General features: G+C 37.9%; 19 protein-coding genes. 16 read left to right on the top strand and 3 right to left on the bottom strand.

Going from position 1 to position 22,750, the window contains the following annotated elements:
• Positions 1–35: 35 nt before the first annotated feature.
• From RZ55_RS00945 to RZ55_RS00965, 5 genes are all read left to right on the top strand, one after another.
• Positions 36–770, top strand: coding sequence for a TerC family protein (locus RZ55_RS00945; protein WP_057175572.1), 735 nt, complete (start codon positions 36–38; stop codon positions 768–770).
• A gap of 4 nt (positions 771–774) precedes the next feature.
• Positions 775–1,095, top strand: a complete 321-nt coding sequence (gene trxA, locus RZ55_RS00950) for a thioredoxin (protein WP_057175501.1) — start codon at positions 775–777, stop codon at positions 1,093–1,095.
• A gap of 413 nt (positions 1,096–1,508) precedes the next feature.
• Entirely contained in the window at positions 1,509–2,891 is a 1,383-nt protein-coding gene (nhaC, locus tag RZ55_RS00955; RefSeq protein ID WP_053792398.1) for a Na+/H+ antiporter NhaC, read from the top strand.
• A gap of 507 nt (positions 2,892–3,398) precedes the next feature.
• Complete coding sequence (locus RZ55_RS00960) at positions 3,399–3,881, top strand: LysM peptidoglycan-binding domain-containing protein (protein WP_057175503.1); 483 nt, start codon at positions 3,399–3,401, stop codon at positions 3,879–3,881.
• Positions 3,882–4,268: 387 nt separating this feature from the next.
• Positions 4,269–4,928 carry a LysM peptidoglycan-binding domain-containing protein gene (locus tag RZ55_RS00965; protein ID WP_081034484.1) on the top strand — a complete coding sequence of 220 codons (660 nt, stop codon included), beginning with the start codon at positions 4,269–4,271 and terminating at the stop codon, positions 4,926–4,928.
• 50 nt (positions 4,929–4,978) lie between these two features.
• On the opposite strand, the gene RZ55_RS07260 is transcribed toward RZ55_RS00965, so the two are convergent.
• Complete coding sequence (locus tag RZ55_RS07260) at positions 4,979–5,128, bottom strand: hypothetical protein (RefSeq protein ID WP_155453890.1); 150 nt, start codon at positions 5,126–5,128, stop codon at positions 4,979–4,981.
• An 876-nt stretch (positions 5,129–6,004) separates the two neighbouring features.
• Between RZ55_RS07260 and RZ55_RS00970 the strand changes: the two genes are divergently transcribed.
• From RZ55_RS00970 to RZ55_RS01010, 9 genes are all read left to right on the top strand, one after another.
• Positions 6,005–6,943, top strand: a complete 939-nt coding sequence (locus RZ55_RS00970) for an aspartate carbamoyltransferase catalytic subunit (protein WP_057175505.1) — start codon at positions 6,005–6,007, stop codon at positions 6,941–6,943.
• Positions 6,927–8,195, top strand: coding sequence for a dihydroorotase (locus RZ55_RS00975; RefSeq protein WP_057175507.1), 1,269 nt, complete (start codon positions 6,927–6,929; stop codon positions 8,193–8,195). The genes RZ55_RS00970 and RZ55_RS00975 overlap by 17 nt, the downstream gene beginning before the upstream one ends.
• A complete protein-coding gene (locus tag RZ55_RS00980; protein ID WP_053792403.1) occupies positions 8,196–9,275 on the top strand; it encodes a carbamoyl phosphate synthase small subunit in 1,080 nt (359 codons plus the stop codon).
• Position 9,276: 1 nt separating this feature from the next.
• Positions 9,277–12,453 (top strand): carbamoyl-phosphate synthase large subunit, encoded by a 3,177-nt coding sequence (carB, locus tag RZ55_RS00985; protein WP_057175509.1) that lies wholly within the window; start codon positions 9,277–9,279, stop codon positions 12,451–12,453.
• 11 nt (positions 12,454–12,464) lie between these two features.
• The gene (locus RZ55_RS00990; RefSeq protein ID WP_057175511.1) at positions 12,465–13,409 is read left to right on the top strand and encodes a dihydroorotate oxidase; all 945 of its coding nucleotides are present in this window, start codon (positions 12,465–12,467) and stop codon (positions 13,407–13,409) included.
• 125 nt (positions 13,410–13,534) lie between these two features.
• Positions 13,535–14,194, top strand: coding sequence for a class A sortase (locus RZ55_RS00995; protein ID WP_053792406.1), 660 nt, complete (start codon positions 13,535–13,537; stop codon positions 14,192–14,194).
• Positions 14,195–14,453: 259 nt separating this feature from the next.
• Complete coding sequence (locus RZ55_RS01000; RefSeq protein ID WP_057175513.1) at positions 14,454–15,074, top strand: hypothetical protein; 621 nt, start codon at positions 14,454–14,456, stop codon at positions 15,072–15,074.
• Positions 15,075–15,350: 276 nt separating this feature from the next.
• Positions 15,351–16,772, top strand: coding sequence for a hypothetical protein (locus RZ55_RS01005; protein ID WP_057175515.1), 1,422 nt, complete (start codon positions 15,351–15,353; stop codon positions 16,770–16,772).
• A gap of 1 nt (position 16,773) precedes the next feature.
• Positions 16,774–18,204 (top strand): AbiH family protein, encoded by a 1,431-nt coding sequence (locus RZ55_RS01010; RefSeq protein ID WP_057175517.1) that lies wholly within the window; start codon positions 16,774–16,776, stop codon positions 18,202–18,204.
• 56 nt (positions 18,205–18,260) lie between these two features.
• On the opposite strand, the gene RZ55_RS01015 is transcribed toward RZ55_RS01010, so the two are convergent.
• Positions 18,261–19,226, bottom strand: a complete 966-nt coding sequence (locus tag RZ55_RS01015; protein WP_057175519.1) for a GMP reductase — start codon at positions 19,224–19,226, stop codon at positions 18,261–18,263.
• Between the two features lie 15 nt (positions 19,227–19,241).
• Positions 19,242–20,534, bottom strand: coding sequence for an adenylosuccinate synthase (locus RZ55_RS01020; RefSeq protein ID WP_057175520.1), 1,293 nt, complete (start codon positions 20,532–20,534; stop codon positions 19,242–19,244).
• 230 nt (positions 20,535–20,764) lie between these two features.
• Here RZ55_RS01020 and purB point away from each other — a divergent pair, with 230 nt between their 5' ends.
• Both purB and RZ55_RS01030 read left to right on the top strand, forming a co-directional pair.
• The gene (gene purB / locus RZ55_RS01025; protein WP_057175522.1) at positions 20,765–22,060 is read left to right on the top strand and encodes an adenylosuccinate lyase; all 1,296 of its coding nucleotides are present in this window, start codon (positions 20,765–20,767) and stop codon (positions 22,058–22,060) included.
• Between the two features lie 82 nt (positions 22,061–22,142).
• On the top strand, positions 22,143–22,691 hold the full coding sequence (locus tag RZ55_RS01030) for a hypothetical protein (RefSeq protein ID WP_054482851.1): 549 nt from the start codon (positions 22,143–22,145) through the stop codon (positions 22,689–22,691).
• Positions 22,692–22,750 lie beyond the last annotated feature (59 nt).

Below are 22,750 nucleotides of genomic sequence, written 5' to 3' on the forward strand. Positions count from 1 at the left end.
TAATTGTATAAAAATAGAAGAGGAGACTTTAGGTGATACCATTATTAAGTAAATTATATGGTCCGTTTTTCGATTTGAATAACTGGCATAACGTAATCTTTTCCGAGGATGCATGGATAGTAATTTTATCCTTAGTATTAATCGAATGTTTACTGTCAGTTGATAATTCGGTGGTGTTAGCCACGCAGGCTCAAGTTTTACCAACTAAGAAGGAACAAGAAGAATCATTATTCTATGGTCTTTGGGGTTCTTACATCTTTAGATTTATCATTATTGGATTAGGAGTATTCCTAATTCATATCTGGGAATTAAAGGTTGTTGGTGGATTATATCTTTTCTACTTAGTCTATGCGCATTTTGCCCATTCCGACAAACATAAAAAATCCATGTTCAAACAATCTGCCAACGAATCCAATCGGAAACGTTTTTGGATGACAGTATTGCAAATTGAATTTATGGATATTGTCTTCTCCGTTGATTCCGTCCTAGCCGCTCTAGCAATTTCTGATAACCCAGTAATTGTTTTATTGGGTGGTTTAATCGGAATTCTATGTATGAGAGGAATTGCCGAAGTCATCATGTTAGTGATGAAGAAGGTCCCAGAATTAAAGACAATGGCATACTTCTTAATCGCAGTGATTGCTTTGAAGCTAATCCTTTCAATTCCAATGATTGATATTGAAATTGAACCACTTCACTTTGGTTTAATCGTATTGGTTACATTCATCGTAACCTTCATCATTCATTTTATTCGCAAAGCAAAGAGGTAATAAAATGGCAACAACAATTACAAGGGAAAACCTTGCACAAGAAACAGATAACAAAATGACCGTCATCGACTTCTGGGCACCATGGTGTGGTCCATGTAAGATTATGGATCCAGTGCTTGAAGCAATGGAAGAAGAATTCGGGGACCACATTCACTTTGGTAAGATGAACGTCGACAATAATGAAGACGTAGCAAAACAATACAAGGTGATGGGACTACCAAGCATCGTTTTATTCAAAAACGGTAAGGCAGTCGAAAAGGTGACTGGAGTATATCCAAAGGAAAAGATGGCGCATTATCTTAACCGTAAACTAGAAGAAATGTAAATTTTAGTTGACGGATTAAATCTGTAGTGCTAATCTTAATTTAATCAAATAAAGCAAAACAATTATTCCAAACTAAGTAACGAATTAGCTGGGTGTCAGGAAGTCGGTGGTTGCTGCGAACCGATCAGGCTAATCTCGATGAAATACATTGGATAGTGTCTACCCAAGAACGGTAACTAGAGTCGTTATTTCTAGAGAGTGAGTGACCACTACGTGTGGTTGCTAATTTGGGTGGTACCACGGTAAAAATACAAATAAGTCGTCCCTGTTGTTTTATACAACAGGGACTTTTTTTATGGAAAGAAGACGAGAAGATGAGAATTGCTAACTGCGGAGGATTAATCCGATATCAAAATAAATAAAAGACTACATATATTATATAAAAAATTTACGTTATTTTGAGGAGAGATATTATGCAAGAAGAAAAGAAACCGACAGTCACTCTGGCTGAGGGAATTATTATTTTAGTTGTAATGATGGCAATTATGTCATTCGGTGTTATTGGTTTAGGTATTTCACCAGAAGTGCCAATCCTAACTGGAATTATGTTATTGGTATTCTGGGGTCGCTTTAAAGGTTTCAAATGGGATGACATCGACGAAGGATTCGTCACAGGAATTAAAAATGGAATTGTTCCATTATTTATCTTCCTATTAATTGGTTCATTGATTGGTGTTTGGATCGCCTCAGGAGTCATTCCTTCACTAATGGTTTTTGGTTTTCACTTGATTAACATCAATTGGTTCTTACCATCAATCTTTCTAGTATGTGCCTTAGTTGGTACATTCATCGGTAGCGCGTTTACCGTTATCTCTACTTTAGGGATTGCCTTTATGGGAATTGGTATCACAATGGGCATGAACCCAGCCATGATTGCCGGTGCCGTTATCTCAGGTGCGGTCTTTGGTGATAAGTCATCACCACTATCAGCAACTGTTAACCTAGCCGCTGCAGTATCAGGTGCCGACTTGATTGCTCATATCAAGAACTTGATGTGGTCAACAATTCCTGCCATGATTGGTTCATTCATCATCTTCGTGTTCTTAAACCACAGTGATGGTAAAGCGAACCTAGCAAACGTTGACAAGACAGTAAACGTATTGAACAGCAACTTCCACATTTCATTCTTAGCAATTATTCCAATCGCACTACTACTTATCTGTGCATGGAGTCACATTCCAACAATTCCAACATTATTCATTAACATCATTGTTTCAATCGGATTAATGGGAATTCAAGATCACAAGCTTTCACTGCTAAAGATTAACGACCTAATCACTAGTGGTTTCGTATCAAAGACTGGTAATAAGTCAGTTGACCTGCTTCTATCAAGAGGGGGGATCAGTTCAATGATGGGGACTCTAGCATTGATCATGATTGCTTTAGCCTTTGGTGGACTATTGATGCACTTAGGAATCATCGATGCCGTTGTTCAACCTCTTACTAAGCATCTAAACAGCGATGCTAAGTTAATCATCGCCGTAATCTTCACTGCTATTGGGGTAAACGTCTTTGTTGGTGAACAATTCCTATCAGAAATCTTACCTGCAAACGCATTTAAGAAGGTCTTCCACCAAGCTGGATTAGCACCAGTTGCACTAAGTCGTGCGATTGAAGATGGTGGTACCGTAATTAACTACTTGATTCCATGGGGTGTTGCCGGAGCATTTATTTCAGCAACATTAGGTGTGCCAGCAAGTCACTTTGCACCATTCCTATTCCTAAGTATCTTATCTCCAGTGTTCTCAATTTTAAGTGCAATCACAGGAATTGCTATTAAACACAATAAAGATTAACTAATGTTTAGAATAATTTAATACTATTAAGAAAAAGTTAAAAAGCCTATCATAAAGCGATTTGTGGTAGGTTTTTTGTTTGCGATTTTTACGTTGCACATCACTTCAAATGAAACATATTTGAGTAGCTTTGAAAAAAATTCGAAATTTTTTTGCAAAAATTGATCAAAAATTGTCTATATATTGTACACGATTATTAAAACCAGAAAGCCGTGTTATTAGTCATTGTGTTCATTTATATTTCAGCACGTTACAGTAATGTTACTATATTACAAACTGACGAATGAACGTAACGTGCATGTAACACTCATGTAATATTAAGTAGATAGAATATGCATTCGTTGTTAAAGAACAACAAACGCAATTTTTTATTTTTTAATTTTATATAGGAGTGTTTCAGTTATTAGATATAAATTTCATGTTTTATTTCTTGTAATCGCAATCTCGTTCGCGGGATTACTTTCTATTTACCGAAATGCTACTGTAGATACCAACGCGAATACAGTAGTGACTGTGAAGTCTGGCGATACACTAGAAAACTTGTCAGATAAGTACAATGTTTTCATGTCTGTTTTAGAGCATGCTAATGGCAAGTATAGTGATGATGATTTATTAGCTGGCGATCAAATCGTGATTCCAGATAATAATAATGATGCAAAAGACGATAAGAAGGTTCAAAAGCAACACTCGACTAAGTCAAACAAACATCATTCTACTTCTAAGAAACAAAATCAATCACAATACAGTGCTCAATCAACATGGAACAAAGCAAATGCCGAAGCAAAGGCATGGATTTCTTTCCATGAATCTACCGATTCATACACCGCACAAAACGGTCGTTACTATGGTAGATATCAATTAGATAGTAGTTACCTTAATGGTGATTACTCACCAGCTAATCAAGAACGTGTCGCAGAACAATATGTTGCTAACCGATATGGTTCTTGGGTAAACGCCAAACAACATTGGGTTGCCAATAACTGGTATTAAAAAGAGACGTTGAAAGTTTTACTTTCAACGCTTTTTTTTTAGCCATTTTCGATCAATTTTATGTTTGCAAGGCTTTTTTCAAAACTTTTTAGCATTTTTTTCGCCAGATTAGAAACAATTTTAGAATAATTTAAGCTGTATGTAACGTTCAAAAAGGCTCAACCACGGGAAGTACGTCGTTTTTGATGTCATATTGTTACAGCGTAACGACAATGTTACGAAAAAGCCAAATCTTTTAACGTGCATGATATAGGCATGTAATGGATACGATGTAGTATATACCACAGTTAATCAAATCGATTAACACTTTCGACGATACAGAAATACAGAATTATAGATTTTTTATAGGAGTGAATTATTATCGTTAAATTAAATAGTATGAAGTCAATGTTATTTGCTACTGCCGCAGTAGCTGGATTATTTGTAGCTGGTGGAGCAAGTGCCAACGCAGATCAAACTGCTAACGCATCTGCACAACAACCACAACAACAAGCTAAGGCAACAGTTAAGAAGACTGTTACTGTTCAAAGTGGTGATACTCTATGGGGATTATCACAAAAATACAACGTTTCATTAAGTTCACTTAGAGCAGTTAACGACCGTGTTAACACAGATTTAATCTACGTAGGTGAAAAACTAACTTTACCTTCAAGTGCAACTGTATCTACTGATCAAAAGACTGTTGCTTCAACAACTAGTCAAAGTGCTACTAAACAACAATCAGTAACACAAACTCAACAACAAGCACAATCTCAAGTGCAACAACAAACACAAGCGCAAAGCACAACTAACTACAGCCAATCACAAAGCTCAAGCTACACTGGCTCAAGCAGTTCTGCTAAAGCATGGATTGCTAACCGTGAATCTGGAGGTTCATACACTGCCTCAAACGGTCAATACTATGGTAAGTACCAACTAGGTGCTGCTATGCTACACGGTGACTACTCAGCTGCTAACCAAGAAAGAGTTGCTGACCAATACGTTGCTGCCCGTTACGGTTCATGGGATAACGCTAAGTCATTCTGGTTACAACACGGTTGGTACTAAGATCTTAGCCGATTTATTCAATCGATATTTATATCTACAAAAAGACGCCTTTATTGGCGTCTTTTTTTGTTTGTGATTTCTTCACCGATTTTCACTAGTTCATACCATGAAATGATGGTTAATATAATTAATGGTAATTCGATACAGTAAATGAATGCTAAGCTAATATTTGCGTTTGTGAAGCTTGAATTATCATCCATAATTTTGATTCCACCATAGATAATAGAAATAACTGTAAATGAATTTTTGAGCATTTCCAAAATGACTTTTGGTAAAAAATATTTAGTTCTAAAATTGTTTAGATTGGGATTAATGGTTTGCGTATGATGATAGTAAAACATCGATATAATAATTGAAAAGCATAATAATAACAGAATAACGAAAGATAATGATGATGTAATATAATAATCAATAATCGATATTTTAGGGTTGAAGAAACTTAGAAAATTAAAAGTTCCTAGACACGCTAATTCGGCAAAGATAATCATGTCTATAGAAATGATTAAAAGCGACTCGCCGTTTTTAATTCTGGATACTATTAGTAATAATAGTGGCAAAGATATTAATGAATAAAATATATCAAATAATATCGATCTGTGTCCCGCTATGGCACCTACAATTATTAAAGATGAAACTAAAGACATTTTAAATACAAATAAGATTGTAAATTTTGTTTTTATTGTTGGTTTCATTCTGTCACTTCCAAGCTATTAGTATTATTAAATCGTATTATACAAATAAATTTTAAAGATTGTTGAAATATTAATAATCTTAAGAATGTTTTTAAAATTAAACTTGTTATATTTTTGAAGTGTGATATATTATAAACAACATAAAAAGAGATTCGCCTTTAAGTATTGACCAGAGAGTCAGACAAGGCCTATGCGTAGAAACTATACGCCATCAGTGTAAACAACAGACATTGAGGGACTTTTCTGACATGGTCAGGGAAGTCCTTTTTTATTATCTTGGTTTCAATTAAGCAACTCCAGAGAGGGTGCATTGGAATATACGCAATCAGACCATTCCAAGCACCCACTCCATCGAGTTGGGTGCTTTTTTAGGAGGATGGATACATGCAAACACACTTTTTAGATCTTAATCAGTTAAATGACGACGAAATCATGGAACTAATCAGGTCATCGATTGAATATCGTGACGGCAAACTGGTACAACTAAAGCGTCCGGTCTACTTCGCCAACATGTTTTATGAAAACAGTACGAGAACTCATACATCGTTTGAAATGGCTGAACGCAAGTTAGGCATCACACCGATTAACATCGACCCTAAGAATAGTTCGGTCCAAAAGGGTGAAACTCTATCGGATACGTTCAAGACATTACAAGCCATCGGGGCCGACGGAGTGGTCATCAGACATAAGACCACCGGCTGGTATGAACCGCTAATCGACGATGAAAGAATCCACTCCTCATTGGTCAACGCCGGTGACGGTAGTGGTCAACATCCATCACAGAGTTTGCTAGATTTACTTACCATCTACGACGAGTTCAATAAGTTTAAGGGTTTAAAGATTGCCATTGTCGGCGACTTGCTTCACTCCAGAGTCGCAAGATCAAACGCTGAAATATTGAAAAGACTTGGCGCCAAGCTATACTTCGCCGGACCAGACGAATGGTACCCAAGTGACTTCGATAACTTCGGTGAGTTTACCAACATCGACACCATCATCGGCAAGGTCGACGTCATGATGATGTTAAGGGTGCAACTAGAAAGACTAAACGAGGATGCGCGCGAAAGCTTTACCGCCGTCGAATACGCCAACATCTTTGGTTTAACCGAAGAACGCGGAAAGAAGATGAAGAAGAAAGCCATCATCATGCATCCGGCGCCGGTCAATCGCAACATCGAAATTGCCGACTCACTTGTCGAAGCACCACAATCTCGAATCTTTCGACAAATGCAAAACGGGGTGTTCGCCAGAATGGCCATCCTAACATCAATCCTAAAGAGTAAAGACCTAATTGCGGAGGACGAATATGAAGACATTAATTAAAAACGTGTATGTAGACAACCAATTACAATCCATCCTAATCGAAGATAATAAAATCAAGGCTATTGATACCAACCTAGGCGACAAGTTCAATCAAGTGATTGACGGAAACGGTGCAACAGCACTACCCGGACTAGTCGACGTCCACGTCCACTTCAGAGATCCGGGACTAACCTACAAAGAAACCACAGAGACCGGAAGCAAGGCCTCAGCACACGGTGGCTTCACCAGCGTCTGTGTAATGCCAAATGTCAAACCAGTTGTGGACACTCCACACGAGTTACAAGAACAATTAAGTCTAAACCAACGCGAGAGTGTGGTGCATGCCTACCAATACGCTGCTATCTCCAAACAACTAATCGCATACAAGCCAACTGACTTCACCCAAATGGCTGAGATGGGCGCCATCGCATTTACCAATGATGGCCACGGGGTGCAAAATGCTGAAACCATGTATCTTGCCATGAAGGAAGCTGCAAAGTTAAATAAACCATTGGTTGCCCATGTTGAAGATGACTCACTAATCAACGGTGGGGTGATGAACGCGGGGGCCAAAGCAGACGAACTGGGTTTGCCAGGGATGTCACCACTATCAGAATCATCACAACTAGCCAGAGACTTGGTGCTAGCCAAGGACACCGGCGTACATTACCATGTCGCTCACATCTCAACCAAGGAATCGGTCGAACTAGTTAGAATGGCTAAGCAACGCGGTGTTAACGTCACCGCTGAAGTTTCACCACATCATCTACTACTAGATGACTCAATGATTGAAAGTGACAACCCAATGATGAAGATGAACCCACCGCTAAGAAGTCCAGAAGATAGACACGCACTAATCGCTGGTCTAATGGATGGCACAATCGACATGGTAGCCACCGACCATGCGCCACACAGTGAAAGAGAAAAATCAGGATCAATGAGAGATGCCGCATTCGGCATTGTTGGTATCGAAACAGCATTTAGCCTAATGTACACCAGCTTTGTGAAATCAGGATTGGTTGACCTAAAGACATTAGTGAAATGGATGAGCAAGAATCCAGCTGATATCTTCCACTTACCTGCGGGCAGGTTAGAAGAGGGCCAACAAGCTGACTTAACCTTGATGGACCTAGATGATGAATACGAAATCGACGCCAATGACTTTTTATCAAAAGGGAAGAACTCACCATTCATCGGTCAAAAGGTATATGGCAAGACAAAACTAACATTAGTAGATGGCAACGTCGCATATCAAGAGGGGAGCGTGGAATAGATGCAAGAACGATACTTAGTATTAAAGAATGGATCAACTTATGAAGGAATCGGATTTGGTTCCAAGAAGGTAGTTCACGGTGAATTGGTTTTCTCAACAGGGATGACCGGTTACCAAGAAAGCATGACCGACGCCAGTTACGATGGGCAAATGCTAGTGTTTACCTACCCGCTAATTGGAAACTACGGAGTTAACAGAGACGACATGGAAAGTTTGCACCCATCAGTTGCAGCCATTGTCGTAAACGAAATTGCTCGACTAGTAGGAAACTGGCGTAGCAACATGACGCTAACTCAATACGCTGAACTAGAAGACCTTCCTGGAATTTCACAAATCGATACCAGAGCACTGACCCAAGAATTACGCGACGAAGGTTCGATGGAAGCTGTCATCGTCGATGATTTAAAACCAGAAACCATCAAAGCAGCATTCGACCAACCGCTAGCAAGCACCTCCGCACAAAGTGCTTCAACTAGCAGCGTCTACCAAGCACCTAACACTGGTTTGCGTGTCGCATTAATCGACTTTGGACTAAAGGATTCCATCCTACGTTCACTAGCGAAACGTAACCTAAACGTGACCGTCTTCCCATCCACCAGCACTGCAGAAGAAATTCTATCCAGTCATCCAGATGGCATCCTATTATCAAACGGACCTGGAGACCCAAAAGAACTAGAATACGTTCTACCAGTCATCCGTCAACTAGAAGAACAACTACCCATCCTAGGAATTTGTCTAGGACACCAACTATTTGCCTTGGCAAACGGCGCTAACACCTACAAGATGAAGTTTGGTCACCGTGGTTTCAACCACGCGATTGCAGAAGCGGGGAAGGAACAAACTTACTTCACTTCACAAAACCACGGATACGCGGTCGACGCTAAATCAATTCCATCAACTGACCTAGAAATTACCCAAACAGAAATCAACGACGGAACTGTTGAAGGAGTGCGTTTGAAGAATCGACCGGCATTCTCAGTCCAATATCACCCAGATGCATCACCTGGACCACACGATGCTGAATACGTCTTTGACGACTTTGTAAAAGCAATGCAAGATAACCAGAAAGCGGGGATTTAAGATGGCAAAACGAACTGACATTAATAAGATTTTAGTAATTGGATCCGGCCCAATCATCATCGGGCAAGCTGCTGAATTCGACTACTCAGGCTCACAAGCTTGTCTATCCTTGAAGGAGGAAGGATACGAAGTTATCCTAATCAACTCCAATCCGGCGACTATCATGACCGACACTACCATCGCCGACAAGATTTTCGTTGAACCAATCACATTGGAATTCATCAGTAAAATCATCCGCCAGGAATTACCCGATGCCATCTTACCAACATTGGGTGGGCAAACTGGTTTGAACATGGCCAAAGAACTAGCCGACAGTAACATCCTAGACGAATACAACGTCGAACTACTGGGTACCAAGCTAGACGCCATCGAAGAAGCCGAAGACAGACTTCGTTTTAAAAACCTAATGGAAGAAATCGGTGAACCAGTTCCTGAGTCCAAGACGGTGGAAAACATGGAAGACGCAATTGCCTTTGCCAAAGAAATTGGCTTCCCACTAGTCATTCGTCCCGCATACACACTAGGTGGAACCGGTGGGGGATTCGCACACAACATGGCCGAATTCGAAGAAATCATGGAAAACGGATTACGCCTATCACCAATCAGCCAAGTCCTAGTAGAACGCTCAATCGCTGGATACAAAGAAATCGAAATGGAAGTAATGCGAGACCAAATCGATAACGCCATGATTGTCTGCTCAATGGAAAACGTCGATCCAGTCGGGGTCCACACCGGAGACTCAATCGTCGCCGCGCCGGTCCAAACATTATCTGACCGCGAATACGAAATGCTACGTGACGCCGCATTGAAGATAATCAGAGCCCTTCACATCGAAGGGGGATGTAACGTGCAAATGGCACTAAGCCCAACTTCCATGAAGTACTACATCATCGAAGTTAACCCCCGTGTCTCACGTTCATCGGCGCTAGCATCAAAGGCGACCGGATACCCAATCGCCAAGATTGCCGCCAAGATTGCGGTCGGAATTAACTTAAACGAAATCAAGAATCCGGTCACTCAAATCACACTAGCTCAATTCGAACCAGCCTTGGATTACGTCGTAACCAAGATTCCACGCTGGCCATTCGATAAGTTCCCACAAGCAGATAACCATCTAGGAACTCAAATGAAAGCTAATGGTGAAGTCATGGCCATCGGTCGAAACTTCGAAGAATCTTTATTGAAGTCAGTTCGTTCTTTGGAAATCGACCAACGCTACTTTGACCCAGCCGAATACGAAAATGTCGACACCGCCGACATGCTTCAAACCATTGAAGGCCCAACCGATGATCGACTATTCATGATTGCTGAATTAATCAGAAGAGGGGCTACCATTGAACAAATCAACGCCCGCACTCAAATCAATTTATTCTTCCTAGATAAAATCCAACACATTGTTGAAATTGAAACAGAGTTAGCAACCGACCAATCACTTCCAATGTTGAAGATGGCCAAACGTTATGGTTTCTCAGACGAATGGATTGCTAAAATATGGAAAACGGACGAAAAGTCAGTTCGCCAAATGCGTAAGGACAACGCCATCACACCAGTCTACAAGATGGTGGATACATCAGCCGGTGAAATCAAGGCGGCAACTCCATACTTCTACAGCACTTGGGGTCAACACAGTGAGTCAGAAGTATCCGATAAGAAGTCAGTCCTAGTCCTAGGTTCTGGCCCAATTAGAATCGGTCAAGGGGTCGAATTCGACTATGCCACAGTTCACGGTGTGCAAACCTTACAACAACTAGGTTATGAAGCCATCATCATGAACTCCAATCCAGAAACAGTTTCAACCGACTTCTCAATGTCAGACAAGCTATACTTCGAACCACTAACCATCGAAGATGTGCTAAACGTTATCGACATTGAAAAACCAGAAGGCGTGATTGTCCAATTTGGTGGTCAAACCGCCATCAACTTGGCGGAACCGCTCCACGAAGCGGGCGTGAAGGTCTTAGGAACAACCGTTGAAGACATTAATCGAGCTGAAGATCGTCACGACTTCGACCAAGTCATCAAACAATTGAAGTTACCACAACCACAAGGTGATACCGCCAAAAACATCGATGAAGCGCTAAAGATTGCTAATCAAATCGGCTACCCAGTCATGATTAGACCTTCTTACGTACTAGGTGGAAAGGCGATGGAAATCGTCCATGACGACGAAGAACTACACCGTTACATGACTAAGGCGGTCCACGCATCCAACGACCACCCAGTCCTAATCGACCAATACCTACTAGGTTCAGAAGCCGAAGTCGATGTTGTATCAGACGGTGAAACTGTGGTCATTCCCGGAATTCTAGAACATATTGAAAGAGCCGGAATTCACTCAGGGGACTCAATGGGCGTATACCCACCACAAATCATGTCACAAAGTGTACAAGACCAAATCGAGACCGCAGCGGTTGAACTAGCCAAGGCACTAAACACCAAGGGATTGATGAACGTCCAATTCGTTATCAAAGACGACGTCGCCTACGTCATCGAAGTTAACCCAAGAGCTTCAAGAACCGTGCCATTCATGTCCAAGGTTGCCCACGTCCCAATGGCAGACCTAGCCACTCGCATCATGGCCGGTGAAAAACTAGCAGACCTAGGATACAGGTCAGGGGTAGTCGCACCAGCTAACCGCATCAGTGTGAAATCCCCAGTGTTTAGTTTCTCAAAATTACCACTAGTCGATAACACACTAGGACCTGAAATGAAGTCTACCGGTGAAGCGATGGGATCAGACACCAGCTACGCCAAGGCGCTATACAAGTCATTCATCGCATCCGGAATTACCATTCCAACATCCGGAAATGTCTTATTCACTGTCTGCGATGAAGACAAGCAAGAAGCATTAGAACTAGCCAAACGTTTCAGAAGATTAGGGTTCCAAATTAAAGCGACTGAAAACACCCATCGTTTCTTCCAAGAAAATGGTTTAGACAACGCCTTAATCCACAAGTTCTCAGAAGACGATGACAATAATCCGGTCAGCGAATTAAACGAGCAACACCTAAGACTAGTCGTTAACACCATCGACTCAACCGAATCAACCTTCGATGATGAAGCCCAAATCAGAGCTGCAGCGATTGAAAACGCGGTGCCATTGTTCACCGCATTAGACACTGTCGCATCATTGTTAACAGTACTAGAAGATCAAACACTAACCGTCAACGCACTTTAGGAGGAATTCAAATGTCAGTAGACTTATCAGCACAAATCGCCAACATGTCAGTAAAGAACCTATTTTTAAACGCGTCAGGAATTCATTGTCAGACCGAACAAGAACTAGACGAACTAATGAACGAACCGGTATCGGGCGCCATGGTCACCAAGAGTATGACCCCTAAGAGTCGCTTCGGGAATCCATTACCTCGATACTACCGCCTAGCAAACGGCTCGATTAACTCAATGGGATTGCCTAACCAAGGGTTCGACTACTACATGGATTACTTGAATAATCATGACCAAAAAAAGCCAATCATCGTATCAGTGGCAGGGATGTCAAAGGAAGAAGACTTGGAGATGCTACACAAACTTCAAGATAACGACGACTACCAAGGTTTGACTGAATTGAACCTATCTTGTCCCAACGTGATTGGTAAACCTCAAATGGCTTATGATTTTGCAGCTGCTGATGACTTACTACATGAAGTATTTAGTTTCTACAAGAAACCACTGGGCATTAAGTTGCCACCTTACTTCGACTTAGTTCATTTCGATATGATTGCCGAAGTATTGAACAAGTACCCACTAAGTCACGTGAATACCATTAACTCAGTGGGAAACGGACTATGGATTGATACCAACTCAGAAACGGTCGTATTAAAACCAAAGGGTGGATTTGGGGGCGTCGGTGGATCAATGGTCCTACCAACTGCTCTAGCCAATGTCCGCGGCTTAAGACAACGTCTAAACGATGACATTAAGATTATTGGTACCGGTGGAGTTACCAACGGACGAGACGCATTCGCACACATCTTGTGTGGTGCTGAGATGGTTTCAATCGGGACTCAACTATACGAAGAAGGGCTACAAACTTTCGAACGTGTCACAAGAGAGCTAACTGATATTATGGAAGCTAAGGGATACACTTCACTAGATGATTTCCGCGGCAAACTAAAGGTAATTGAAGACTAGCTAAAAAGAGACTGGGGAAACTCAGTCTTTTTTGTTTAAAAATTGGTAATGCTTGAACCTCAAATGACGAAATTTTGCGTTTTTATGGTACGATAAAAATATAAAATAATGAGTGAGGAATCATCATGAGAAAGAAATTATATACAGCTACATGGGTATTGCTACTTGTAGTTGGAATTTTTCTAGTTAGTCTGCCATTTCTAGAAAACTCAGCTATTCAACATTTGATTAGTAGTGAAATGAACGGCAAAATCGTTCAACAAGATAAAAGTAAGAATGCCAACTTTGACTTTTCAAAGATTGAAAGCGTTAGTGCTTCATCAATCTCAAAGGCCATCTTTAGCCACAAGCACACAATGATTGGAAAGATTTCCATTCCATCAGTTTCAATTAACCTACCAGTCTACTATGGTTTGGATAACGAAGAATTATTGTCGGGTGTCGGTACTATGAAACCGAACCAACAACTAGGTAAGGGTAACTATGCGATTGCCGGACACCATATGAACAACGAAAAGATTTTGTTTGGTCCATTACACAAGGTGGTTGAAGGGGATGCTATTTACATCACCAACGGTAAAAAGGTATACAAGTATGAAGTCAGTTCAGTCTCTGTGATTGATCAATATGATACCCAATACATCACTAAGAAGTACAAGAAACCAACGTTAACGTTGATTACATGTGCTAGTGGTACACCAAATGAACCAAACCGTACAATGGTAAGGGCTAAGTTAAGCTCAATTACTGATTTGAGTGATAAGACAGCTAAATACTTTAAGTAAAAAAGAGAGGACTATTATAGTCCTCTTTTTATTTTTTAATCAATACTTATATTTAAATTCTTATGGTATAATCAAATCAAGTTATTTAATTGTTTGATTCGCTACTAGTACATAGAAATGTCATGGCATGACAGATTAAATTTTCCTAATATATTTATTTAATTTCTAATCATATAGTTCCTCTGGAAAGTGACTTATAGTGATTCCTTACTTTAAATAATATTTTTAAAGATTATCGTCTAAAGGAGATTATTTTATTATGAAAAGCACAAAAACCGTTTCTAAATTCGCAATGTTTGTCGCAACTTTAGCTGCAGGTGCAACTATCGCATCTGTACACGTAGTAGCTCATGCTGACTCATGGGATACTGGTGAAATGACCAGTGGCTACGCCCCTGGTGTAACAGACGATGATAAGAAAATCGCACAAGAATTAGAAAATTCTAAATCTGACAATCAAGCTCAAATTGATGCTATTGATAAATCTTACGCAGAACATGATTCCACACCATACATGATAGCTATGCAAGATGGAACACCACTTCCATCTAAAAAATCTCAAACTTCTGTAGCACAAAAGAAAACTACTAAGAAAGTAGTTAAGAAGCATGTCGCTAAGAAGAAGGTAGCAAAGAAAGCTCACAAGAAGGTTGTTAAGAAGGCTAAAGCTAAGAAGCTATTTCGCATTCGCATAAAGGCTCACAAGATTTACGCTTACAAGACAATCAAGCTACACAAGGCTGGTCGTAAGGTTGAATACAAAGGTACTATGCTAAACGTCTACAAGATTGTTAAGAAGGACCACAAGACTTACTACAAGGTTTATGGCGGTCGCGTAATTACAAGTGATCACAAGTACGTTAGTAAGATTACTAAGTAAAAATAAAAAAGATCAACTCTTTGGAGCTGGTCTTTTTTATTTGTCTAATTTTGAAAATAAATTCATTAATATCAATAACGTTTAGTCATACTTAATCATAATTAAGTTTACATGAAAAATTATTTTAAAAGATTCAAAACTGATGATTTTACAGTTATTGTAATCTTGCTTGTATATTTATTGTATTCGAAATATTAATTCTATATAATAAGTTGTTAATGTTTATTTGATAGATTGGAATTACTCTACTTTTTTGTTTTAAAGGAGAATCTATAATTGGAAAATATTGATGTAATCTTACATGGGAAAAAATTAATTTTTGAAAAAGATGATTGGCGAGAATATGGTGGAAAGAATAGAGATTATAATCGTCAAATATCATATAAGTGTAAACTTTTAGATGAATCTCAAGATAAAACTACTGCAATTGGTATGATTAAGGTATGGTGTCATAGTGATTTAAGAAAAGAAATAGACAAACTAGAAAATAAAGATGATTTTGCAAAAGCAAATGCTGATCCTAAACGCACATATTATACAATGGGTAGCGATACATACTATGATAATTTAAGATCATTTTTTGGTGATGATTATAAAGAAATACTTCGATATTTTAATGACTTATCATTTCTAATTAGTGAACTTAGAGATAATATTTCATATAAGATTATTAAACATAAGAAACCGTTAATAAAGAATTTTTTTGAAGAAAGTCAAAAAGAAGCCCCTTCGAACGATGATTCAGATGAATTTGAATTGTCTAAATGTTTGAAACCTAAAGGAAAGATAAGTTATAAAATGCTTAAATCAGAAGGACTTGATGATTTAAAAGCTTTAAAAAAGTTAGAAGAACTAAAAAAAATTAAAGATATAAAGGAAACTTCATACCTTTCAAAACACATCTACGTAACTGAAGACAAGTCTAAAGAAGAAATTGATTATGCACTGAGTGAAATGCATAGAAAAGAAAATGTTACTTATCTATTTAGTCAATCTAAAAATTATGAAAATAAAAAAAGAATGGATTCTAAAAAGGGATTATACAGAATCAATGCGGATAGAAGCAGCGATATATTGAAGAATTTTTTTGATTTGTTTACCAAAGCAGAAACACCCTCGATTAGAAGAGTTGGTGATATTGGTAAACAACTTTATTATCCTTGTGATATGCCTGAACAAGTAATGTTTATTAATGATGATAAAAAAATAAACGAGAAAATTAAAACAGCTTATGATGATAAACCTTCAAAAGAAAATGAAATCGTTTACGATGACGAATATGACTATAGAAGGAAAAATCTTCTTTATAAAATAAAGCTAAATAGAGACGTTGAATTGGAAGACGAATTTAATAATTTAAGGGAATTTGATAAAGAAATACTAACTGATTCCTTTAGAAAAGTATTTGATTATAGAATTTATAAAAGGTGTTTATGCAAGTTAATTGAAGTGGATACAAAACAAATTAAAAATTGCAGTTTGGATAAAGATGAAATGTTAATGATTTTAAAAATATGTTCTTTCATTTCGAGAAACATGTTTTTAATAATTTTGAAAGATATAAGTGAAGACACTTTGAGAATAATAGAAAATATTGCAAAGTTAAAAAACTTCATAATCTTATACGTTAAAAATGATTCTGAAAAGCAGTGTGATGATGCCTTATCTGAATATTTGAATAATGAAAAGGGTGAATAATATGAAGGCTAGAACATTATTGATAACAGGTAATGGACTTGATTTAAAAAGCAATCTAAAGTCAAACTATAAAAATTTTTTTAATCAAAAGAATAAAATGATTAACGATATATATCATTACGATAGAGTATATGATTCATTATTTGTAATGGATAGGAAAAAAACAGTGAAAAATTTTAATGAGGATTTACGTAAACAATGTAATGATCTTTACTGGTTAGAGCAATGGATCAAACGACACTATATTTTAAAATATAAAAACTCAGATAAAGTTAATTCTGAAGATAAATATGATTCTGACGAAAATGTCTTTCAATTCTTTGAACATATAGAAAAAGTATTAATGGATGAAGACTATAGTTATTGGCTTTTACCCCATGTCATGAGACAAGAAATGTCAAAAAATTGGAATAGTATTGAAAAATCCATATCTGATTATGTTATGGAAATTAGCAGGGGAAAGGATTTTATGGGAAAATTCAAACTGTTAAAATTGGCTATAGAAAAACGATGTTTTATAAAAGATGATAAAAGTTTTATGGAAAACAATAAAAGTTTTTGTAACTTTAATCTTTTTATGATTATTTTTAAAGAGATTTTACGAAATAAGGATATAATAGTTACAAATGCAATGGATAAAGAGAAAAAAAGTAATTGTTCAGAAAAAGATATTTATGATTGCCTAGAAGATGAGTTTTTTGTAACTATACTTCAAATAAACATTGATGAATTTTTAATCAGTGAATTAAATAAGCTAGAGGATATGTTTTCCAATTATTTAAAATATGAAGTTGAGAGAAAAAATTACAAAAATAACGTTATAAAAAACATATATAATCTTGTGGGAATGGATCCAGTTGATATCCTTAATTTTAATTATACGGAATATGAAAACTATTTAAAGAACAGTGATATTGAATATAGAGTTAATTTAAAAGATATATTTAATATTCATGGATCTATTAGTGATCACGTAATATTTGGTATAGATAATAGTTCAAATGAAAAACAAGAAAATGATATACACGTTCCCATGTTTACAAAAACATACAGGATTATGTCGAAAACAAAGAAAGCAATGATGTTTGAGACAAATGAACGTGTTAGTAATAATGATATTTCTTATTTAGCTGATCAATCTTATGATGTCATAAAGTTTTTCGGACATTCTTTAAGCGATGCGGACTATTCATATTTTCAATCGATTTTCGATAAATTGGATTTATACAATTCTGATGTTATTTTGGAATTTTATTATTCTAAGCACAGAAAAGATAGTGAATATCCAGATAGAGATATGCATAAGGTAGAAAATAACGTATTTTCTCTTTTATCAAAATATGGTGAAACTTTAGATAATAAAAATCGCGGTAATAATTTAATGCATAAATTATTGGTAGAAGGACGACTTGTAATTAAAGAATTGAAATAGACAACTAACAAAAAGACCAACTCCCTCGAGTTGGTCTTTTTACATACATATACATCCTATGATTCATCAATGCTGTCTAGTAGAACGTAGTTAACTTTACGTAGTGACATTAAATCTTTTCCACCAGCGTATGAGATTGATGATTGTAGATCTTCTTTCATTTCTAGAAGGGTATCTTCAATGTTTCCTTTGAATGGGATTAACAATTGACGGCCTTCAACGTTGTGGTGTTCACCTTTTTGTTTGGCAGAAGCAGAACCCCAGTATTGTTTGAATTTCTTACCATTCTTTTCGACAATTTCACCAGGTGATTCAACGTGGCCAGCAAAGACTGAACCAATCATCATCATGGTTGCACCGAAACGAATGGACTTAGAAAGGTCACCGTTAGTACGGATACCACCGTCGGCAATCATTGGCTTGGTAGCAGCTTTTGAGCACCACTTAAGTGCTGAAAGTTGCCAACCACCGGTACCGAAACCGGTCTTGTACTTAGTGATACATGCTTTACCAGGTCCAATCCCAATCTTAGTAGCGTCGGCACCGGCGTTTTCGATTTCACGAACAGCGTCAGGAGTACCAAGGTTACCTACAATTAGGAAAGTTTCTGGGATTTCTTTTTTGATGTATTTAATCATCTTGATAACGAAGTCTGAGTGACCATGAGCCACATCAATAGTAGTGTATTCAGGAACGGCGTTAGCTGATTTTAATTCATCGATAAAGTCGTATTCAGCATCCTTGATACCAACACTAATTGAAGCAAATAAACCTTTTTTGTGCATGCTTTGAATAAATTCTAGACGTTGTTCCGGTTGGAATCTGTGCATTACGTAGAAGTAGTCATGTTGAGCCATCCAAGTAGCTAGGTTTTCATCCATAACTGTTTCCATGTTTGCGGGAACAACAGGCAATTGGAATTTATGTGGGCCGAATTGAACTGAAGTATCAGCTTCACTACGGCTTTTAATGATACATTTTTCAGGTAATAATTGGACATTGTGGTAATCAAAATTTCTCATTATAATGACCTCACTTTATTTATGATCTTCCCAAACGTTTTTCAAAATGTTAGTAGCTTCACGGTCTGGACCAACGGCGAAAGTACATAGTTCAACGCCAGTTAGTTCAGAAACGCGTTTTAGATAATTTTGTGCGTTAGCGGGTAGTTCTTCGACAGTCTTGCACTTAGTAATGTCTTCCATCCATCCAGGTAGGTCTTCAAAGACGGGTTCGCACTTGTCTAAGAAGTCTAGGTTAGCAGGGTAGTACTTGATTAATTCACCATTGTATTTGTAGCCAGTACAGATACGAACGGTGTCAAAACCAGAAAGTACATCTAGACAGTTAAGTGATAGGTGAGTGATACCAGAAGTACGAACTGCATGTTGTAGGACAACTGCATCTAACCAACCAATACGACGAGGACGCTTAGTAACAACCCCATATTCATGAGCGACTTCACGGATACGATCAGCACGTTCATCGAATAATTCGGTTGGGAAAGGTCCGTCACCAACACGTGAAGTGTAGGCTTTACATACACCAACGACTGAGTTGATACGGTTAGGACCGATACCAGTACCAGTAGCTGCATTTCCGGCAGTAGGGTTGGATGAAGTAACGTATGGATAAGTTCCATGGTCGATATCTAACATTGCGCCTTGGGCACCTTCAAATAGTACTTTTTGGTCGTTATCTAACGCTTCATTAATTAGTAGAGAAGTGTCAGTAACGAATGGTGCAATCTTCTTAGCGTATGCACTGTATTTGGTAAAGATTTCATCGAAGTCAAAACCAGGTTGGTCGTATAGTTTTTCTAAGATGTTGTTTTTAATGTTTAATGCTTGGTGTAACTTGTCAGCAAAGGTATGTTCGTCAATCAAGTCGGCGATTCGAATACCGATACGTTCTAGTTTATCCATATAAGCAGGTCCAATTCCCTTGTGTGTGGTACCTAATTTATGTTCTTTTTGTTCTTCTTGTAATTTATCAAACAAGATGTGGTATGGCATGATTACTTGGGCTCTGTTTGAGATACGTAGTCCAGAATAATCAAAACCATTTTCTTCTAAATAGTCCATTTCAGAAATTAAAGTTTCTGGATTAACTACAACTCCGTTTCCGATGATACTTAGCTTATCGGAATAGAAGATTCCGGATGGAATTAAACGGCAGTGAAATTCCTTGTTGTCAATAACGATGGTATGGCCGGCGTTGTCTCCGCCAGAATATCTTACGATCATATCAGCATCTTGACTTAGAAAGTCGGTAATTTTACCCTTTCCTTCGTCGCCCCATTGGCTACCTATAATAACGATTGATGACATCAAGTTCACCTCATATATTTCTTTAAGTATTGAGGAATGTATTTCAACACTCCACGAAAGATTTTACCATGATGGAAAAATTAATCAAGAACTATTTGTATAAATGAGAAAATAATGTTCGGAAAATAAATAAAAAACGAACGATAAGTATAATTAATTTTAAGATAATAGTGAAAAAGCGAATTTTATGTGTTAATATTAAAGCAAGATATTCGAAAGGATGGATTGTGATGATTGATCGTTATACCAGACCGGAAATGGGAAATGTATGGTCTAAATATAATCAATACGCCTCATGGCTAGCTGTAGAGGTTGCTGTTGACGAAGCTTGGGCTAAGTTAGGAGAAATTCCTGCCGAAGATTTAGCTAAGATTCAAAAGAACGCTACCTTTGATGAAAAAGAAATTGAAGAAATTGAAAAGACTACCCATCATGATGTCGTAGCATTTACTCGTGATGTTTCAAGATACTTAGGTGATGAAAGTAAATGGATTCACTTCGGTATGACCAGTACAGATATCGTTGATACTGCCCAAGGTTACCGTTTGAAACAAGCTAACAACATTATTCGTAAAGATATCGAAGAAATTATCGAAACTATCGGTAACAAGGCCCTTAAGTACAAGGACACTGTTATCATGGGACGTACTCACGGTGTACAAGCTGAACCAACTACCTTTGGTTTGAAGTTACTTCGTTGGCATGAAGAAATGAAACGTAACTTACAACGTTTTGACATGGCATCAAAGGATGTTGAAGCAGGTAAGATTTCAGGTGCCGTTGGTACTTTTGCTAACGTTGATCCATACGTTGAACAATACGTATGTCAAAAACTAGGACTTCGTGCTCAATCAGTTGCCAGCCAAGTGCTACCACGTGATTTACACGCTAACTACATTGCATGTCTGGGTGTGATTGCTACTAGTCTAGAAGAATTTGCTACCGAAGTGCGTGGACTACAACGTTCAGAAATTCATGAAGTTGAAGAACACTTTGCCAAGGGTCAAAAGGGTTCATCAGCAATGCCACACAAGCGAAACCCCATTGGTTCAGAAAACATCTGTGGATTAGCTCGTGTAATGAGGGGACATGTTGTGACTGCAATGGAAAACGTTGCATTATGGCATGAACGAGACATTTCTCACTCATCTGCAGAACGTGTTATCTTGCCAGATTCTACTATCTTAATCGACTACATGTTGCACCGTTTCAACAACATCGTTCGTGATCTAGATGTATTCGAAGAAAGAATGCTAAGTAATCTAAACATTACTAACGGCCTAATCTACTCACAACGTGTAATGTTGAAATTAGTTGAAGCAGGGATGACTAGAGAAGCTGCTTATGATACAGTTCAACCACTTACTGCGATTGCTTGGGATGAAAACAAACAATTCAAGCCATTGGTTGAAGCCAGTGAAACAATTAACGAAAAACTTTCTAAAGAAGACATTGATGATGCCTTTGATTATCACTATCACATCCGCCACGTCGACGAAATTTTCAAACGCTGTGGTTTAATGTAAAACAAAAAGAGTTGGCAATCAGCCAGCTCTTTTTTTGTGTAATTTTTAAAAATCAGTTAGAATGAAATATAGGTGATATATAATGAATAAAAAATTTGAAATGACAAAAGAAGGTTGGACTTTCTCAGTTCTATTCTTCTTATTCGCAGTCTACTACAGTTTTAGTAAGGCGCACTTTGCTCACTGGGGCAATGTTAAAGTGACATTCTTTTTAGTACACTGGTCAACATTATTAAGCTCATTGATTTACGCAGTGATCTTAGTATTGTTCTACCTAGTATGTACTTTACTACCATCACGTCGCATTGTGGCCTTGCCAACAATTATTACATTATTACTGGCTGGACAAGAATTAGCACTTGCTTACTACACACTTCCAGTTGGTGATATTTTAGGTGGATTAGTACTATTGATTGGTACTTTGACCATCCTATATATGGCATACATCAACGCCAAGATTAGTTTTAACATCATCGATTCAATCGTCGATGCGGACGAAGGAAACTACTTCAAGCGTTGGTTTAACCGTGTGAAAGTCAGTCTAGCATACGATTGGAAACCACTAGTGATTTCAATTGTTATCTACATGATTATTAACGCGTCAATGCTAATGACATTAACATTTAAGTAAGAGTCAGCCAGATTGGCTGGCTTTTTTATTTTACATATATGCACTTATTAGATGTTTTT

The organism is Apilactobacillus kunkeei (assembly GCF_001421115.1).
GTDB lineage: Bacteria > Bacillota > Bacilli > Lactobacillales > Lactobacillaceae > Apilactobacillus > Apilactobacillus kunkeei_F.

Excerpts from the sequence above, each read along its gene's own strand:
- RZ55_RS00980 (WP_053792403.1), top strand. The coding sequence starts at position 8,196 with ATGCAAGAACGATACTTAGTATTAAAGAATGGATCAACTTATGAAGGA.
- RZ55_RS00990 (WP_057175511.1), top strand. The coding sequence starts at position 12,465 with ATGTCAGTAGACTTATCAGCACAAATCGCCAACATGTCAGTAAAGAAC.
- RZ55_RS01000 (WP_057175513.1), top strand. The coding sequence starts at position 14,454 with ATGAAAAGCACAAAAACCGTTTCTAAATTCGCAATGTTTGTCGCAACT.
- RZ55_RS01010 (WP_057175517.1), top strand. The coding sequence starts at position 16,774 with ATGAAGGCTAGAACATTATTGATAACAGGTAATGGACTTGATTTAAAA.
- RZ55_RS01020 (WP_057175520.1), bottom strand. The coding sequence starts at position 20,534 with ATGTCATCAATCGTTATTATAGGTAGCCAATGGGGCGACGAAGGAAAG.
- carB (WP_057175509.1), top strand. The coding sequence starts at position 9,277 with ATGGCAAAACGAACTGACATTAATAAGATTTTAGTAATTGGATCCGGC.
- purB (WP_057175522.1), top strand. The coding sequence starts at position 20,765 with ATGATTGATCGTTATACCAGACCGGAAATGGGAAATGTATGGTCTAAA.
- nhaC (WP_053792398.1), top strand. The coding sequence starts at position 1,509 with ATGCAAGAAGAAAAGAAACCGACAGTCACTCTGGCTGAGGGAATTATT.
- RZ55_RS00995 (WP_053792406.1), top strand. The coding sequence starts at position 13,535 with ATGAGAAAGAAATTATATACAGCTACATGGGTATTGCTACTTGTAGTT.
- RZ55_RS01015 (WP_057175519.1), bottom strand. The coding sequence starts at position 19,226 with ATGAGAAATTTTGATTACCACAATGTCCAATTATTACCTGAAAAATGT.
- trxA (WP_057175501.1), top strand. The coding sequence starts at position 775 with ATGGCAACAACAATTACAAGGGAAAACCTTGCACAAGAAACAGATAAC.
- RZ55_RS00975 (WP_057175507.1), top strand. The coding sequence starts at position 6,927 with ATGAAGACATTAATTAAAAACGTGTATGTAGACAACCAATTACAATCC.
- RZ55_RS07260 (WP_155453890.1), bottom strand. The coding sequence starts at position 5,128 with ATGGATGATAATTCAAGCTTCACAAACGCAAATATTAGCTTAGCATTC.
- RZ55_RS00965 (WP_081034484.1), top strand. The coding sequence starts at position 4,269 with ATGTTATTTGCTACTGCCGCAGTAGCTGGATTATTTGTAGCTGGTGGA.
- RZ55_RS01030 (WP_054482851.1), top strand. The coding sequence starts at position 22,143 with ATGAATAAAAAATTTGAAATGACAAAAGAAGGTTGGACTTTCTCAGTT.
- RZ55_RS00970 (WP_057175505.1), top strand. The coding sequence starts at position 6,005 with ATGCAAACACACTTTTTAGATCTTAATCAGTTAAATGACGACGAAATC.